Below are 15,502 nucleotides of genomic sequence, written 5' to 3'. Positions count from 1 at the left end.
GTGCCAGGAATCAAGGTGCATCCTAACGAGTCTTTTGATGAAGCGTATCGTAAATTCAAAAAACAAGTAGATAGAAATCTAGTTGTAACTGAAGTAAGAGCAAGAAGATTTTTCGAGCCTATGACTGAAATTCGCAAAAAACAAAAAATTTCAGCACGCAAAAAAATGCTTAAAAGACTTTATATGCTTAGACGCTACGAGTCAAGACTCTAACCCAAAAGCCCGAAAGGGCTTTTTTTATATCTGCAAACTTCATTTGGTATTAAAAAGTATTTATTATTTTTTGTTAAAATTTCTAATCTAGATTTTCTGTTTTTAGGATAAACTTATGAAAAAAATCAAAAAAATCATTCAAATTGGTATGATAGGTGGTTTAGCAGCTGTTGCTGGAGGTGCTTTAGCAGGTTGTGGAAGTAATAATGACAATGCAGATACTTTAAATCAAGCAGCTAATGCTCAAGGAGCTTTTGTAATTATCGAAGAAACAGCTCCAGGGCAGTATAAAATCAAAGATCAATATCCAAGTGATGAAACAAGGGTAGTTTTAAAAGATCTTAATGGTACAGAAAGAATTTTATCCAAAGAAGAAATGGATGCTTTGATTAAAGAAGAAGCAGCTAAAATTGATAATGGAACTTCAAATTTAACTAAAGACAATGGACAAATCAGTAGCGGAGGATTGAGTTTAGGAGAAACTTTACTTGCAAGTGCTGCAGGTGCTATTTTGGGAAGTTGGATAGGTTCAAAACTTTTCAATAATCAAAATTTTGCTAATCAACAACGCGGTGCTTTTTCAAATCAAAGTGCTTATCAAAGAAGTGTGAATAGTTTTAATAAAGCAGGCTCAACGAGTTCTACCTCAAGCGCTAAAAAATCAGGCTTTTTTGGTGGAGGCTCTAAAGCTGCAAGTTCTAGTTCTTCTTTTGGTTCTTAAGGATAAATAATGCAATTATTACAAGTAGACAAACTTCAAAAAGATTATTTAGAAAATATAGGTTTTTCTTGGCATACAGATGAAGATGGAAGTGATTATATTAGCAATAAGTTAGTTTGTGTTAAGGAAAGTGAAGCTAATGCTTATTATGAAGCGGTAAATGAGCTTTATGATATGTTTATTGCTGCAGCGCAAGAAGTGATTGATAATGATCGTTTTGATGAGCTTGGAATTCCTTTTAATCTTATTGATGCGATTAAGATGAGTTGGGAAAATGAGGTTCATTGGCATTTATATGGGCGTTTTGATTTAGCGGGTGGACTTGATGGTAAGCCTATAAAACTTATAGAATTTAATGCTGATACCCCTACTGCTCTTTTTGAAAGTGCGATTTTACAATGGGCGCTTTTAAAACAAAATGGAATGGATGAAAGCGCACAATTTAACAGCATTTATGAAAGTTTGATGGATAATTTTAAAAGACTTATTACCCTTGATGAAAGTGTTGAAGGGTTTGAAGAGCATTATCAAGGATGGAAAATTCTTTTTTCAAGTGTTGTAGGAAGTAAAGAAGAAGAAATCACTACAAAATTACTTTCTCATATAGCCAATGAAGCAGGTTTTCAAACTAATTTTTCCTTTGTGGATGAGGTGGAATTTAGCGAAGAGGGTATTTTTAAAGAGGGCGAAAATTATGAGTATTGGTTTAAGCTTATTCCTTGGGAAGATATAGCCATAGAAGAGGGTGAACTTGCCATGCTTTTAACTCAAATTATGCGTAATCAAAGAGCAATTATTTTAAATCCTGCTTATACGCTTTTATTTCAATCTAAGGGAATTTTAAAAATTTTATGGGAACTTTATCCAAATCATCCTTTACTTTTAGAAACAAAAGATACTCCTTTAGAGGGTAAAAACTATGTTAAAAAACCTGTTTTTGGTAGAGAAGGTGCAAATATCAGTATAATTAAAGATGGAAAAACTTTGCATGAGAATGTAGGTCCTTACGGGAATAATAAGGCTATTTATCAAGAATATGTAGAGTTTAATTCATGTGAAAACGAATACTATCAAGCAGGTGTTTTCTTTGCCTATGAAGGGTGTGGTTTAGGATTTAGAAAAGGTGGTCTTGTGCTTGATAATTATTCTAAATTTGTAGGACATATCATAAAGGATTGAAAAATGAAAATTGTTTGTTTAGATGCGGCAACTTTAGGGGATTATGATTTAAGTGTTTTTGAAAAATTTGGTTCTTTACAAATTTATACTACAACAAATAAAGAGCAAACCATAGAGCGTTTAAAAGATGCTAATGTCGCCATGACAAACAAGGTTGTAATTGATAAAGATGTGATTGATGCTTGTAAAAATTTAAAACTCATTTTAGAAACTGCTACAGGGGTTAATAATATCGATATTGAGTATGCTAAAGAAAAAGGTATTATTGTAAAAAATGCTGCTGGGTATTCTACCATGAGTGTTGTACAACATACTTTTGCATTTATGTTTGCTTTTTTAAATCAAGTGCTTTATTATGACAAATGGAGTAAAGAGGGTAAATGGTGTGAAAGTCCTATTTTTACAGATTATAGCAGAATTTTAAACACCTTAAGCGGTAAAAAACATGGTATTATAGGCTTAGGAACTATAGGTAAAGAAGTGGCAAAAATTTCAAAGGCTTTTGGAGCTGAAATTTATTATTATTCTACGAGTGGAGCTAATAAAAACGCAGATTTTATACATTTGGAATTAAAAGATTTATTAAAAATTTGTGATATTATAAGTATCCATGCACCTTTAAATGAAAAAACTAAAAATTTACTCACCTTTGAAGAATTAAAGCTTTTAAAAGATAATGCGATTTTGATTAATGTAGGAAGAGGTGGGATTATCAATGAAAATGATTTAGCTAAAATCATAGATGAAAAAAATATTCGTGTAGGGCTTGATGTTTTAGAAATTGAACCTATGATGAAAAATCATCCGCTTTTAAGCATTAAAAATAAAGAAAATCTTATTATCACCCCTCATGTTGCATGGGCGAGTAAGGAAGCTTTAAATGCTTTAATGGATATAGTTTATAATAATTTAAAAGAATGGATAGAAAATGGCAAGTGAACATAGTTTTGATATTTCAGCAGCTTTAGATAAGCAAGAGTTAAAAAATGCTTTTGAACAAGCTAAAAAAGAACTTGATAGTCGTTATGACTTAAAAGGAATTAAGTGTGAGATTGATTTAAACGAAAAAGAGAGTATTTTTAAACTCAGTTCTTCTAGTGAAGGAAAACTTGATGTTCTAAAAGATATAGTGATTTCTAAACTTATCAAAAGAGGAATTAATCCTAATGCTATTAAAGAGCTTTCTCGTGAAAGTGGAGCAATGTTTCGTTTAAATTTGAAAGCAAACGATGCTATTGATAGTGAAAATGCTAAAAAAATCAATAAAGCTATTAAAGATAGCAAGCTTAAAGTTAACTCTTCGATTCGTGGTGAAGAAATTCGTGTTGTAGCAAAACAAATCGATGATTTACAAGCTGTGATGAAGCTTGTAAAAGAGCTTGATTTAGAGTTAAATATCAGTTTTAAAAATCTCAAATAAGGTTAAATTTGAAACATTGTTTAGCTCTATGTTTTGTTTTTTTTCTTTGTGCTTGTAGTGTGAAAAATCAAAATTTTTCAAGTCAAAGCTTGATGGTTTTGATTGCTTCTCCTATGATAAAAATCAATGATGCAGCTTTTTTAAAAAAAGAAAATAATGCTTTAAATTTGGAAGTTTATAAACTAGGGCAAGCTTTTTTTGAACTCAAAATCAAGGATAAAATTTGCATCAATGCAGTGTGTTATGATAAAAAAGTGTTTAATCAAAAATTTTTTAAAAATGTATATTATGATGATATTTTAAGTGATATTTTAAAGGCAAATGCTTTATGGCAGGGTAAAAATTTAGAAAAAACTGATTGTGGTTTTGAGCAAAATTTAAAAGCAAAAAATTATGAAATTTTTTATCAAGTTTGTGATAATAAAGTAAGTTTTTTTGATAAAATTTCACATACTAAAATTATCTTAACGCATATTCAAAATTGAAGGATAGAGTTTGAAATTTTTTTTACTGGTATTTTGCTTTGTAAATCTAGCTTTAGCACAAGTTTATAAAGGTGAATTGTATTTTTATCATTTGCAGGATAAAGAAATTTTTGCCATAGTTTATGATAATGCACCTATGACTCCACTTTTTGACAGGGATAAAAATCAAACAAGTTCTAGTTTTTTAATTGTTGATGATATAAATGGAAATTTAGAGATTCCACTCTTTAAGACAAATGATTTTTGGCAGGATGAGCGTAAAAAATATAAAATCAATTCTTCTAAAATGCTTACATATGATAATAAAAATTTTCAAGGAGAAAATTTAGGAACGACTACTTTAGAACTTATTGAAACGCAAGATGGCATTCGTATAAAGCGTAGTCTTGATTTTATAGGTTTTAATGATGATTTTAAAGAATTTCATCCTGTTCATAAGAGTGTATTTAGCTTTGAACAAATTCGCCAAAAACCTATTTTTTTACAAGATGGAAAAATTAGTTTTGAAGAATGGTATTATTTTTATGAAGATGGCATGAGTCGTGCTATTTTAGAGTTAAATAATTTTGTTTATGATATTAATGCTCACGCGTTTGTAAAACTAAATGATTTGTATAATACTGAAAATCAAAAATTTCAAAATCTTTTACATGAGAAGCTTAAAAATACATGTGATGAGTGTTTTGAAGATCTGCAAAATTTACAATTTAATAATAATTTTTTGCTTAATAATGGAAAACTAAAAATTTGTTATCTACCTTTTGAAGGTCATTTTTTAGATGAAAATATTTGCGTAGAATTTAACGAAGATGAGCTTAAGGAATTTAAAAAATAATGGAAAAATTAAAAAATTTTTTAAGTTTGAAAAATATAGAAGATACTCAAATTTATAAAGAGCTTAAGTGTGCTAAAAATGAGGCTTTGATTCTTAGAGAACTTTGTAGAAATTATGTCGTTTCTATTTCTTCTATCAATGCCTTTACTTTATTATCGACAATTTTTGGAAATGATAAGTATCTTTATCTTGATGCTTTGGAGGATTTAAAAAAACTTATCGAAAGAGGTTTTGTAAATCAAAATTCGAGTTTTTTTAAAAGTTTAGAAAATAATAAAACTCAAACATTAACTCTTGCCTTATTGCAAAGCGAGCTTAGTCTAAGTGAATATTTTTTAGAATTTTTAGAAGCAAAACCTCGTTTAAACTTTGAGAAACAAGAGGCTTATGCAGATTATTTAGAATATTTAAAAGATGAATTTGTGCGTATTCAATTATACGAAAGATTAAGTTTTATACAAAAAAGTGCTTATAATAGTGAAATAAAAAATCAAATTAAACTTTATGAAAAACATATCAAAGAAAGACTAAAAAAAAGTAAATTTTATAATGTATTAGCTGATATTTTTAAAGAATACAATCTTGAACATAAAGAACAAATTATTTTTCTAGCACTTTTAAAAGAAGAATACGCCTTAAGTAATGAAAGTTCGATTTCTAGAGAAATGAATTCTTTACTTTCTTTAATCAGTGAAAATGATTTAGAAAGGCATAAAAATAAAAAACTATTACAAGAAAATGCTCCTCTTTTAAACTTAATCGAGTATGATGAATATTTAAATGCTTTTGGAGATATTTCTAAAAGTTTTTTTATTATTGATGAAATTTTACAAAGAATTATAAATTTTGAACCAAAACAAAGTAAAAAAATCAAAATTGAAAGTGTTTTAAAAGATCAAGATATTTTCGAGCTTATAGAACCAAGCACTGACATCAATGATATTATTATGCCTGAAAATACAAAAGAGCTTTTAGAAAATATTTTAAAACAACAAGATAAAAAAGTCCTAGAAAGACTTCATTCTTGGGGTATAAAGAGCAATAAAAATATAGAAGCTAAAATTATTTTTTATGGTCCTGCTGGTACTGGAAAAACTATGTCAGCTTTAGCTATGGCTAAATCAATGAAAAAATCTGTTCTTAGTTTTGACTGTTCTAAAATTTTGAGCAAATGGGTTGGAGAGAGTGAACAAAATGTAAGAAAAATTTTTGATACCTATAAAAATATCGTGCAAACTTGCAAACAAAGTCCTATTTTACTTCTCAATGAAGCCGATCAGTTTTTAAGTACGCGTGTAGATGGAAGTAGTGGTAGCGATAAAATGCATAATCAAATGCAAAATATATTCTTAGAGCAAATTGAGCGTTTTAGCGGTGTGATTATCGCTACGACAAATTTTTTAGAAAGCTTAGATAGTGCATTTTCAAGAAGATTTGATTATAAGATAGAATTTAAAAAACCTGATTTTAAAGATAGGCTTAAAATTTGGGAAAAATTTCTACCTAAAAAAGCATTATTTGAAAAAGATTTTGATATAAATATTTTATCAAATTATGAATTAAGTGGAGCACAAATTTTAATGGTGGTGAAGAATACAGCTTTGAAAGTAGCTGTATCACAAGATGGGGTTTTTAAAATGCAAGATTTTATAGAAAGCATACAAAAAGAATTAAATTCAAGTTTTGATAAAAGTAAGATTGTTGGATTTTAACTTTTTTAATGTTTTTGTATAGCGAACTATAAAATAAAACAAAGCTACAATTAAAGCACTCCATTCCCAAAACATAGGAACTTTTGGAGTTAAAAAATAATGATAACTTGCCAAAACTAAGCTTAAATATCCTAGTTTTCTGATTTTACTAAGTTTTTTAAAGATTTTAAAAGAACTTAAAAGCATTAAAAATATGATTAAAAATGCGATAAATCCACTTACTTCTAATAAACGATGTGAAATATCATCAAAAAGCTTTAAAATTTGAGCATTTCTATCAAAAATAAAATAATTTAAAAAGTGTAAAATCGCCCAAAAAGTTGCAAAAATACCTAAAATTTTAGGATAATTTTTTGTTTTTTTAAATTTAAGTAAAGAAAATAAAAGACTTAAATTTAAAAAGATTAAAGCAAATATTCCAGTGTAAATATAGGCTTCTTTTACAAAATCAAAGGCTTTTATGATATGATAAAAGCCATAGATTAAACTTATGATAAAGCCAAAATAAGCAAGAAATTTAAAGTATTTTGTCTGCATTAAAAATTCACTTTCAAGTCCATGTTTTTATATAAACTTGCTACTTCTTTTTCATAGCCATTAAACATTAAAGTAGGCTTGGTAAAGAAATCTCCTAAAGTCCTCTCGTTAGCTTGAGACCATCTAGGATGAGAGACATTAGGATTGACATTGGCATAAAAACCATATTCGTTTGGAGCGTAACTTTCCCAAGTGGATTTAGGCTGTTCTTTGGTAAATTCTATTTTAACTATGGATTTAATACTTTTAAAGCCATATTTCCAAGGAACAACAAGGCGTATTGGAGCGCCATTTTGAGGCTTTAAGGCTTTTTTATACATTCCTACTGCAAGCAAGGTAAGAGGATGCATAGCTTCATCCATGCGAAGTCCTTCTACATAAGGATAGTCTATAGTTGGAAATAAAGCGTCTTGATCGGGAAATTGACTCCTATCTAAAAGAGTGGTAAATTTAACAAATTTTGCTTCGCTTGTAGGCTTTGCCATTTCAATCAAACGACGCAATTCAAAGCCTACCCAAGGTACCACCATAGACCAAGTTTCAACACAGCGAAAACGATAAATTCTTTCTTCTAGAGGGAATTTTAAAATATCTTCCATGCTTAGAGTTAAAGGTTTTTCTATTTCTCCACTGATATCGATTTTCCAATTTTGAGTGTTGAAATTTTGTGCTAATGATACAGCCTTTTTTTTGTCTGTTGAAAATTCATAAAAATTAACATAATTTGTAGCCAGTTCTTCATCGCTGATTTCAAGTTTGTTTGGATTAGTATCGTTTGTGAAATTTAAAGCAGATAGTTTAGAAGTAAGCACGCTTGAACTTATTAAAGCACCTGCTCCAAGTTTTAAAAAATCTCTTCTTTTTTTATATAAATTCTCAGGAGTTATAATCATAATTTTTCCTTATTAAAAATTTTTATTATTAAAATATAACAAGGATAATGATTATTAAATTTCTTGTAGAATTTTTTCACAAATTTTTCTAGGGTTATTATCTTTATAAATAGGGCGTCCAACTACTATAAAATCGCTTAAATTTTCTCTAGCCATTGTTAAATTAGCGACGCGTTTTTGATCATCATTTTTCTCTCCAAATGGACGAATTCCTGGAGTGAGAGTTAAGAAATTTCTTTGGGTGTGTTCTTTGATGATTTTACTTTCAAAAACAGAGCATACCATACCATCAAGTCCATTTTCATAGGATATTTTTGAAAAATTAATTACAGCTTCTTCGATTTTTTGCCTATAAATACTAAAGAAATTTTCTTCATCAAAACTCGTAAGAGCAGAAACTGCTAAAACTAATGGTCTTTTTGAAAATTTGCTAAGCCGTGTCATAACTTCTTGCATGGCTATTTTTCCAGCACTTGCGTGGATATTGATCATATCAACACCAAGTTTTGATATTTCTTCGCAAGCATCTGCCATAGTGTTGGGAATATCATGAATTTTAAGATCAAGAAATATTTTAAAATCATCAACTTTTTTAAGTTCTTCTATGAATTTAAAACCATCTCTTAAATATGCTCTTAAACCTACTTTTAACCATATGTCTAAATTTTTTAATTCTTTAGCAAGTTGTAAGCATTCTTCTTTTGTAGAAAGATCAAGTGCGACACAAAGCTTCATTTTTTAGCCTTTATTAAGGCATCTAAAACTCCATTTATAAATTTTGGAGAATTGTCATTAGCAAGTTCTTTGGCAAGTTCTATAGCTTCATTGATAACAATGGCACTAGGAGTATCGGTAAAAAGTAACTCATAAGCTCCAAGTCTTAGTATAGCTCTTTCTACATGTCCTAAAGCTGTAATTTGATTATCATTTAGAAATGAATTTAAGGTTTCATCAATATTGTTTAAATTATCTAAAATTCCATGATATAAATTTAAAGTAAAATTTTTTTGTTCATTGCGTATTTTTTTTTCATCTAAAATTTCATCTACAAAAACGTTGTTTTGAGAATTTAATTCAAAAGCATAAAGTAAGGAGATGACGCTTTGGCGAACTTGATGACGCGTTGCCATTAAAGCTCCTTGCTTAAATTTAACATCTCAATTACAGTTGCCATAGCTTCAAAGCCTTTATTACCTGCCTTGCTTCCAGCTCTTTCTATGGCTTGTTCTATTGTATCTGTAGTTAAAACACCAAAGCTTACAGGGATATTATGATTTAAACTCACATTGGCTATGCCTTTGGTGGTTTCTGCTGAAACATAGTCAAAATGCGGAGTTGAGCCACGAATTACTGCACCTACGCAACAAATTGCATCAAATTTTTTGCTTTCTATAGCTTTTTTTAACGCATACGGAAGCTCAAAAGCACCAGGAACAAGTATAAGGCTTAGATTTTCCTCTTTGCCTCCGTGTCTTAAAAAAGCATCTTTTGCTCCTTCTACAAGGCGATCTGTGATGATATGGTTAAATCTTGCATTAATGATAGCAATTTTTGTATTTGAGTCTAAATTTAATTTTCCTTCAATAATATTCATTTGTTTTCCTTTATGATATTTTGTATTTCTAGTAATATATTAACGCAATTTTTAAGGTGTGTAAGATTAAGCATATTAGGTCCATCGCATAAAGCCTCGCAAGGATTAATATGTGTTTCAAAGAAAAAGCCATCTATGCCTACGGCTGCTGCCGCTCTTGCTAAAGGTTCTACAAATTCGCTTTTTCCCCCGCTACTTCCACCTGCAGCCCCTGGCATTTGTACACTATGGGTAGCATCAAAAATAACTGGAGCAAATTCACGCATAATAACTAAAGAACGCATATCTACTACTAGATTTCCATAGCCAAAGCTAGCTCCTCTTTCAGCTACAAAAATACCATTTTTTTGAGCAGCTTCATAGCCTTCATCTTCTATACCACGGGTTTGTAGAACTTTTTTAACGCTGTATTTGATATCGCTTGGGTTTAAAAATTGCCCTTTTTTGATATTAACTTTTGCCTTAGTTTTTGCTGCGGCTACAAGTAAATCGGTTTGACGACATAAAAAAGCAGGAATTTGCAAGACATCAGCTACTTCACTTACCGCTGCTGCTTGATTGCTTTCGTGTATATCGGTTAAGATTTTCATACCAAATTCATCTTTTACGCTTTGTAAAATTTTTAATCCTTCTTCAAGACCAGGACCTCGAAAAGAATTAATACTTGTGCGATTGGCCTTATCAAAACTTGATTTGAAATAAAATTCTATATTTGGGTTTTCATTAAAATTTTTTAATTGTTCGGCAACTTTAAAAATCAAATCTTTGCTTTCTATCACACAAGGACCAGCAATGAGTATCATTTTTTTCATTTTTTTCCTTTGTTCTTAACTAAAATTAATCCACCAAAAATAATGCCTATTATACCTAAAAAAACCATAGTACTTGGTAAATTATCTCCTAAAATTATCCCAACTATCATGCTAAATACTACATCAAGATAACTAACTCCGGCAACCACTCCTGCTTGTTTAGCGATACCATAAGCTTTAGTGACATGAATTTGATAAATGGTGCCTAAAGTTCCCATAATGGCAATGATAAGCCAAGCTGTAAGACTTGGCATCACAAAAGGTGCTAGAATGAAATCTAAATGTAAAGAATCAAGATGCTGTGGTTCAAAAAATTCAGCACTGATCATAGAAATTAAAGGCATTAAGGTTCCTAAAAGGATAAAAGAAAAGGCAATTTGTTCTGTAGTGTAAGATTTTCTAAGTTCTCTTACGCTTGTAAGAGCTAAAGCGGCTAAAAATCCACTCGTGATACCTATAACTGAATTTTTTAAATCAAAGCCTGAATGATTTAAATTATGAGCCCAAGGCTGAGCAATTAAAAGCACTCCACCAAATGCTATTAAAATTCCTATCCAGCCTTTGATGCCAATATTTTCTTTAAAAACAACAAAAGCTATTAAAGTAATAAAAATAGGAGCAGTTTTTTGAAAAGCAAAAGCTCCACCTAGTGTAATATTTGAAACATTATAGAAAAACATATATAGTGAAAGCGTGCCTACTACTCCACGAAATACCAAGAGCCAAAAATGTCCCCCTTCTTTATGTGCCTTAGATCGTTTTAAAAGATAGACTATGAAAAAAATTCCTATGATATTTCTAAAAAACATAATTTCTATAGAACTCATTTCCTTGCTAAGAATTTTTGCACAAGCTCCCATAAGTGCAAAATCCAAACATGCTAAAATCATGAAATAAATTCCTAAATTATGCTTGATTACTTTTAGCATTTTTTTCCTTGACTAAAATATGGGTTAATTCTAGTCTTTTTTTGCTTAATATTAAGCCAAATTTTATATAATTTTAAAAATATAATTTTCTAGGAAAAAAATGCAAAGCATTATACTTATAGGTAAGCCAAATGTTGGAAAATCAAGTCTTTTTAATAGAATGGCAAGACAAAGAATAGCTATTACAAGTGATATTTCAGGCACAACTAGAGATACAAATAAAACAGAAATTCATATTAATTCAAAAAAAGCCATGCTTATTGATAGTGGAGGGCTTGATGAAAGTGATGAACTTTTTAAAAATGTGAAAAAAAACACTTTAAAAGTAGCCAAAGAAAGCGATATCATACTTTATCTAGTTGATGGAAAATTAGCACCTGATGATGAGGATAGACAGTTTTTTTATTCTTTAAAAAAACTTGGAAAACCTATAGCCTTAGTGATTAATAAAGTAGATAATAAAAAAGATGAAGAAAGGGCTTGGGAGTTTGTAAATTTTGGTGTAAAGGAAATCTTTAATCTTTCAGTAACTCATAATGTAGGCTTAGATGAACTTTATGAATGGCTTGAAAAATTTTTACATGAAGAGTTTTTAATCCCCGATGAAGAAGAAAATTTAGAAGATTTTTTAGAGCATTATGAAGAAGGAAAAGAATTTCAATTTAAAGAAGTCGATCAAAATCATATCAGAGTGGGTATTGTAGGGCGTGTAAATGTTGGAAAATCAAGTCTTTTAAATGCTTTGGTTAAGCAAGAACGCAGTGTTGTAAGTTCTATCGCAGGAACTACTATAGATCCTGTTAATGAAAGTGTAGTTCATAAAGATAAAGTGATAGAATTTGTTGATACTGCAGGTATTAGAAAAAGGGGTAAAATTCAAGGACTCGAACGCTTTGCACTAAATCGCACGGAAAAAATTTTATCTCATTCTCAAATAGCACTTTTGGTTTTAGATGCGCATGAGGGCTTTAACGAGCTTGATGAACGCATTGCTGGGCTTGTGGCTAAGCATTATTTGGGTGTGATTATTGTTTTAAATAAATGGGATAAAAGTGAGATGGATTTTGATAAGACTGTAAAAGAATTGCGTCTTGATCGTTTTAAATTTCTAGCTTACGCACCCGTGATTAGTGTATCAGCTTTAAGTGGAAAAAGGGTGCATGTTTTACTCGATAAAATTTTGCAAATTTTTGAAAATTTTACTCAAAAAATCCAAACTTCTAAGCTTAATACCTTGATAGAAAATGCCACAAGAGCACATCCTTTGCCGCATGATTATGGGAAATTGGTTAAAATTTATTATGCAGTACAATATGACTTAGCACCGCCAAAAATTGCACTTATTATGAATCGTCCTAAGGCCTTGCATTTTAGCTACAAGCGTTATTTGCAAAATCAAATCAGAAAAGAATTTAATTTCGAAGGTGTGCCTTTAGTGATTGCTTCGCGTAAAAAGGGCAGTAAAGAAAATGATGAAAGTTAAAAATATCGTTTTTATAGGATTTATGGGTTCTGGAAAAAGCACTTTAGCAAGAGCTTTAGCTAGGGATTTAGATCTTGTTTTTTTAGATAGTGATTTTTTAATAGAACAAAAATTTAATCAAAAAGTCAGTGAAATTTTTGCGCAAAAAGGGGAGAATTTTTTTAGAGAACAAGAGCAAAAAATGGCTGATTTTTTTAGTTCTTGTGAGAAAACTTGTATTGCTACAGGTGGGGGTTTTGTTAATGTTTCAAATTTAGAAAAAGCAGGTTTTTGTATTTATTTAAAAGCAAGTTTTGAATATTTAAAAAAGCGTTTAGATGAAAATGAAATTTCTAAAAGACCTTTGTTTTATGATGAAATTAAAGCAAAAAAATTATATAATGAGCGTTTAAGCAAGTATGAACAAAAGGCAAATTTTGTTTTAAATATAGAAAATAAAAATATAGATGAGCTTTTAAGCGAGATTAAAAAGGTGATAAAATGAGAGTATTAACAGGGCTTCAGCCAAGTGGCGATTTGCATATAGGTAATTATTTTGGTGCGATTAAACAAATGGTAGGTGCACAAGAAAAAAGCCAAATGTTTATGTTTATTGCTAATTATCATGCCATGACTTCTTCTCAAGATGGAGAAAAACTTAAACAAAATTCCTTAAAAGCTGCTGCGGCTTTTTTAAGCCTTGGTATAGATCCTCAAAAAAGCGTTTTTTGGTTGCAAAGTGACGTTAAGGAAGTTATGGAGCTTTATTGGATTTTATCGCAATTTACTCCTATGGGTTTATTAGAGCGTGCGCATAGTTACAAGGATAAAGTTGCCAAGGGGCTTAGTGCTTCACATGGGCTTTTTTCTTATCCTGTTTTAATGGCAGCTGATATTTTACTTTTTGATACACAAATTGTCCCTGTAGGAAAAGATCAAATCCAGCATGTTGAAATCGCACGCGATATTGCTTTAAAAGTTAATAATGAATGGGGTGAAATTTTTACCCTTCCAGAAGCGAGAGTTAATGAAGAAGTAGCTGTAGTTGTGGGTACTGATGGAGCAAAAATGAGTAAATCTTATCAAAATACTATAGATATTTTTAGCAGTGAAAAAACCTTAAAAAAACAAATTTCTTCCATAGTTACAGATAGTACCGCTTTAGAAGATCCAAAAGATCATGAAAACTGCAATGTTTTTAAAATCGCAAAGCTTTTTTTAGATGAAGCAGGGCAAAAAGAATTACAAATACGCTATGAAAAAGGTGGTGAGGGTTATGGACATTTTAAAATGTATTTAAACGAGCTTGTAAATGCTTATTTTAAAGAAGCAAGAGAAAAATACAATGAGCTTTTAGAAAAGCCTTTGCATTTGAAAGAAATTTTGGATTTTGGTGCGACAAAAGCAAGAAAAATTGCCCAAGAAAAAATGCAAAAAATTTATGAAAAAATCGGATTTTAAGGAGTAGAAAATGCTAGATTTAAAAAATTTGCAAAATAATTTTGATGAAGTGGCTAAAAAGTTAAAAAATAAAAAAGTTGATGAAAATATCTTAAAAAAACTTGCTGAACTTTTTGCAAGTTTAAAAAAAGAAAAAACAGCTTTAGAAGAATTTCAAGCTTTTCAAAATAAATTCAGCAAAGAGCTTGCTACAGCCGAAGATAAAGAAAGTTTAAAAGCAAAATTAAGCGAAAATAAAAGCAAAATTAATGAGCAAAGCGCTAAAGTAAATGCTTTAGAAAATGAGCTTGAGGAAATCGCTCATGCCATCCCAAATATTCCTGATGAGTCTGTGCCTGTGGGTGAAGATGAAGATGAAAATGTGGAGCTTAAAAAAGTATTAAATCCGCCTAGCTTTGATTTTATTCCAAAAGAACATTTTGAATTAGGTGAGAGTTTAAATTGGCTTGATTTTGTGCGTGGGGTAAAAATTTCACAAAGCCGTTTTTGTGTGCTTAAGAACGAAGGAGCTTTATTAAGCCGTGCTTTGGTAAATTATATGATAGATTTTAATAGAAGTCGTGGATTTGAATTTGTTAATGTGCCTTTTTTGGTAAATGGTGCTACTATGTTTGGGACAGGTCAGTTGCCAAAATTTAAAGAAGATATGTATAAGGTAGATGATGAGGATTTGTATTTGATCTCAACTTCTGAAATTCCAGTAACCAATCTTTATAGTGGAGAAATTTTAGCTAGTGAAACTTTACCGATAAAAATGACTTGTTATAGCGCTTGTTTTAGAAAAGAAGCAGGCAGTGCAGGGCGTGATACAAGAGGTATTATAAGACAACACCAGTTTGAAAAAGTAGAGCTTGTAAGTATCACTAAACCTGAGCAAAGTGATAGCGTGTTTAATGAAATGCTTGAGTGTGCAAGTGATTTACTGAGTTCTTTAGGTTTAGCGCATAGACATTTGATGCTTTGTACCGGAGATTTGGGTTTTAGTGCGGCAAAAACTGTAGATCTTGAAGTGTGGCTTCCAGGACAAAATAAATATCGTGAGATCAGCTCGGTTTCAAATTGTCGTGATTTTCAAGCAAGACGCGCTAAAATTCGCTATAAAAACGAACAAGGAAAAAATGAACTCGTCCATACTCTTAATGGCTCATCTTTAGCGGTAGGAAGAACTTTGGTAGCGATTATGGAAAATTATCAAGATAAAGAAGGAAAAATTCATATTCCTGATGCTTTGAAAAAATATTTTTAAAGA

At 30.3% G+C, this 15,502-nt stretch carries 18 protein-coding genes and 1 pseudogene; 12 read left to right on the top strand and 7 right to left on the bottom strand.

Going from position 1 to position 15,502, the window contains the following annotated elements:
• The 8 genes from rpsU to AJ881_RS03175 all read left to right on the top strand — a co-directional run bounded on the left by rpsU (nucleotide 1) and on the right by AJ881_RS03175 (nucleotide 6,565).
• Nucleotides 1–213, top strand: coding sequence for a 30S ribosomal protein S21 (rpsU, locus tag AJ881_RS03210; RefSeq protein WP_002780697.1), 213 nt, complete (start codon nucleotides 1–3; stop codon nucleotides 211–213).
• 115 nt (nucleotides 214–328) lie between these two features.
• Entirely contained in the window at nucleotides 329–934 is a 606-nt protein-coding gene (locus AJ881_RS03205) for a UPF0323 family lipoprotein (RefSeq protein ID WP_044778507.1), read from the top strand.
• A gap of 9 nt (nucleotides 935–943) precedes the next feature.
• On the top strand, nucleotides 944–2,113 hold the full coding sequence (locus AJ881_RS03200) for a glutathionylspermidine synthase family protein (RefSeq protein WP_070240011.1): 1,170 nt from the start codon (nucleotides 944–946) through the stop codon (nucleotides 2,111–2,113).
• A 3-nt stretch (nucleotides 2,114–2,116) separates the two neighbouring features.
• Nucleotides 2,117–3,052 carry a D-2-hydroxyacid dehydrogenase gene (locus AJ881_RS03195; RefSeq protein ID WP_070282997.1) on the top strand — a complete coding sequence of 312 codons (936 nt, stop codon included), beginning with the start codon at nucleotides 2,117–2,119 and terminating at the stop codon, nucleotides 3,050–3,052.
• A complete protein-coding gene (locus AJ881_RS03190; protein ID WP_002861136.1) occupies nucleotides 3,042–3,533 on the top strand; it encodes a YajQ family cyclic di-GMP-binding protein in 492 nt (163 codons plus the stop codon). Before AJ881_RS03195 ends, AJ881_RS03190 begins: the two co-directional genes overlap by 11 nt.
• 8 nt (nucleotides 3,534–3,541) lie before the next feature.
• On the top strand, nucleotides 3,542–4,018 hold the full coding sequence (locus AJ881_RS03185; RefSeq protein ID WP_002861137.1) for a hypothetical protein: 477 nt from the start codon (nucleotides 3,542–3,544) through the stop codon (nucleotides 4,016–4,018).
• Nucleotides 4,019–4,028: 10 nt separating this feature from the next.
• Nucleotides 4,029–4,853, top strand: coding sequence for a hypothetical protein (locus AJ881_RS03180; protein ID WP_070248568.1), 825 nt, complete (start codon nucleotides 4,029–4,031; stop codon nucleotides 4,851–4,853).
• Complete coding sequence (locus AJ881_RS03175) at nucleotides 4,853–6,565, top strand: AAA family ATPase (RefSeq protein ID WP_002861139.1); 1,713 nt, start codon at nucleotides 4,853–4,855, stop codon at nucleotides 6,563–6,565. Before AJ881_RS03180 ends, AJ881_RS03175 begins: the two co-directional genes overlap by 1 nt.
• On the opposite strand, the gene AJ881_RS03170 is transcribed toward AJ881_RS03175, so the two are convergent.
• From AJ881_RS03170 to AJ881_RS03140, 7 genes and pseudogenes are all read right to left on the bottom strand, one after another.
• Complete coding sequence (locus AJ881_RS03170; RefSeq protein ID WP_070282999.1) at nucleotides 6,530–7,102, bottom strand: ferric reductase-like transmembrane domain-containing protein; 573 nt, start codon at nucleotides 7,100–7,102, stop codon at nucleotides 6,530–6,532. The two genes, AJ881_RS03175 and AJ881_RS03170, sit on opposite strands and share 36 nt — an antisense overlap.
• Entirely contained in the window at nucleotides 7,102–7,995 is an 894-nt protein-coding gene (msrP, locus tag AJ881_RS03165; protein ID WP_070285338.1) for a protein-methionine-sulfoxide reductase catalytic subunit MsrP, read from the bottom strand. The genes AJ881_RS03170 and msrP overlap by 1 nt, the downstream gene beginning before the upstream one ends.
• A gap of 57 nt (nucleotides 7,996–8,052) precedes the next feature.
• Nucleotides 8,053–8,730 (bottom strand): annotated as a pseudogene (gene pyrF, locus AJ881_RS03160) (orotidine-5'-phosphate decarboxylase); the annotation flags it as partial.
• On the bottom strand, nucleotides 8,727–9,125 hold the full coding sequence (gene nusB / locus AJ881_RS03155) for a transcription antitermination factor NusB (protein WP_002854405.1): 399 nt from the start codon (nucleotides 9,123–9,125) through the stop codon (nucleotides 8,727–8,729). The gene nusB and the pseudogene pyrF, both read right to left, overlap by 4 nt.
• Nucleotides 9,125–9,589 carry a 6,7-dimethyl-8-ribityllumazine synthase gene (gene ribE, locus AJ881_RS03150; protein WP_002870785.1) on the bottom strand — a complete coding sequence of 155 codons (465 nt, stop codon included), beginning with the start codon at nucleotides 9,587–9,589 and terminating at the stop codon, nucleotides 9,125–9,127. Before ribE ends, nusB begins: the two co-directional genes overlap by 1 nt.
• Nucleotides 9,586–10,401, bottom strand: a complete 816-nt coding sequence (gene kdsA, locus AJ881_RS03145) for a 3-deoxy-8-phosphooctulonate synthase (protein ID WP_070283002.1) — start codon at nucleotides 10,399–10,401, stop codon at nucleotides 9,586–9,588. The genes ribE and kdsA overlap by 4 nt, the downstream gene beginning before the upstream one ends.
• Nucleotides 10,398–11,330, bottom strand: coding sequence for a DMT family transporter (locus AJ881_RS03140; RefSeq protein ID WP_002877515.1), 933 nt, complete (start codon nucleotides 11,328–11,330; stop codon nucleotides 10,398–10,400). Before AJ881_RS03140 ends, kdsA begins: the two co-directional genes overlap by 4 nt.
• A 100-nt stretch (nucleotides 11,331–11,430) precedes the next feature.
• On the opposite strand from AJ881_RS03140, the gene der reads away from it, so the two are divergent.
• From der to serS, 4 genes are read left to right on the top strand one after another with little or no spacing between them, the layout of a single operon-like run.
• Complete coding sequence (gene der / locus AJ881_RS03135; RefSeq protein ID WP_052858546.1) at nucleotides 11,431–12,813, top strand: ribosome biogenesis GTPase Der; 1,383 nt, start codon at nucleotides 11,431–11,433, stop codon at nucleotides 12,811–12,813.
• Complete coding sequence (locus AJ881_RS03130; protein WP_083259463.1) at nucleotides 12,800–13,297, top strand: shikimate kinase; 498 nt, start codon at nucleotides 12,800–12,802, stop codon at nucleotides 13,295–13,297. Before der ends, AJ881_RS03130 begins: the two co-directional genes overlap by 14 nt.
• On the top strand, nucleotides 13,294–14,253 hold the full coding sequence (trpS, locus tag AJ881_RS03125) for a tryptophan--tRNA ligase (protein ID WP_070283005.1): 960 nt from the start codon (nucleotides 13,294–13,296) through the stop codon (nucleotides 14,251–14,253). The genes AJ881_RS03130 and trpS overlap by 4 nt, the downstream gene beginning before the upstream one ends.
• Before the next feature lie 10 nt (nucleotides 14,254–14,263).
• Nucleotides 14,264–15,499 (top strand): serine--tRNA ligase, encoded by a 1,236-nt coding sequence (gene serS, locus AJ881_RS03120; RefSeq protein WP_070283006.1) that lies wholly within the window; start codon nucleotides 14,264–14,266, stop codon nucleotides 15,497–15,499.
• The last annotated feature ends 3 nt before the right edge of the window (nucleotides 15,500–15,502 follow it).

The organism is Campylobacter sp. BCW_6460 (assembly GCF_001762705.1).
In the GTDB taxonomy this organism is placed as follows: domain Bacteria; phylum Campylobacterota; class Campylobacteria; order Campylobacterales; family Campylobacteraceae; genus Campylobacter_D; species Campylobacter_D jejuni.
Note: the sequence above shows the minus strand (reverse complement) of the source record. Positions and strands in the feature narration are given on the sequence as shown.

Coding starts and splice junctions, on each gene's coding strand:
- AJ881_RS03205 (WP_044778507.1), top strand. CDS start 329: ATGAAAAAAATCAAAAAAATCATTCAAATTGGTATGATAGGTGGTTTA.
- AJ881_RS03200 (WP_070240011.1), top strand. CDS start 944: ATGCAATTATTACAAGTAGACAAACTTCAAAAAGATTATTTAGAAAAT.
- AJ881_RS03195 (WP_070282997.1), top strand. CDS start 2,117: ATGAAAATTGTTTGTTTAGATGCGGCAACTTTAGGGGATTATGATTTA.
- AJ881_RS03190 (WP_002861136.1), top strand. CDS start 3,042: ATGGCAAGTGAACATAGTTTTGATATTTCAGCAGCTTTAGATAAGCAA.
- AJ881_RS03175 (WP_002861139.1), top strand. CDS start 4,853: ATGGAAAAATTAAAAAATTTTTTAAGTTTGAAAAATATAGAAGATACT.
- AJ881_RS03170 (WP_070282999.1), bottom strand. CDS start 7,102: ATGCAGACAAAATACTTTAAATTTCTTGCTTATTTTGGCTTTATCATA.
- msrP (WP_070285338.1), bottom strand. CDS start 7,995: ATGATTATAACTCCTGAGAATTTATATAAAAAAAGAAGAGATTTTTTA.
- nusB (WP_002854405.1), bottom strand. CDS start 9,125: ATGGCAACGCGTCATCAAGTTCGCCAAAGCGTCATCTCCTTACTTTAT.
- ribE (WP_002870785.1), bottom strand. CDS start 9,589: ATGAATATTATTGAAGGAAAATTAAATTTAGACTCAAATACAAAAATT.
- kdsA (WP_070283002.1), bottom strand. CDS start 10,401: ATGAAAAAAATGATACTCATTGCTGGTCCTTGTGTGATAGAAAGCAAA.
- AJ881_RS03140 (WP_002877515.1), bottom strand. CDS start 11,330: ATGCTAAAAGTAATCAAGCATAATTTAGGAATTTATTTCATGATTTTA.
- der (WP_052858546.1), top strand. CDS start 11,431: ATGCAAAGCATTATACTTATAGGTAAGCCAAATGTTGGAAAATCAAGT.
- AJ881_RS03130 (WP_083259463.1), top strand. CDS start 12,800: ATGATGAAAGTTAAAAATATCGTTTTTATAGGATTTATGGGTTCTGGA.
- trpS (WP_070283005.1), top strand. CDS start 13,294: ATGAGAGTATTAACAGGGCTTCAGCCAAGTGGCGATTTGCATATAGGT.
- serS (WP_070283006.1), top strand. CDS start 14,264: ATGCTAGATTTAAAAAATTTGCAAAATAATTTTGATGAAGTGGCTAAA.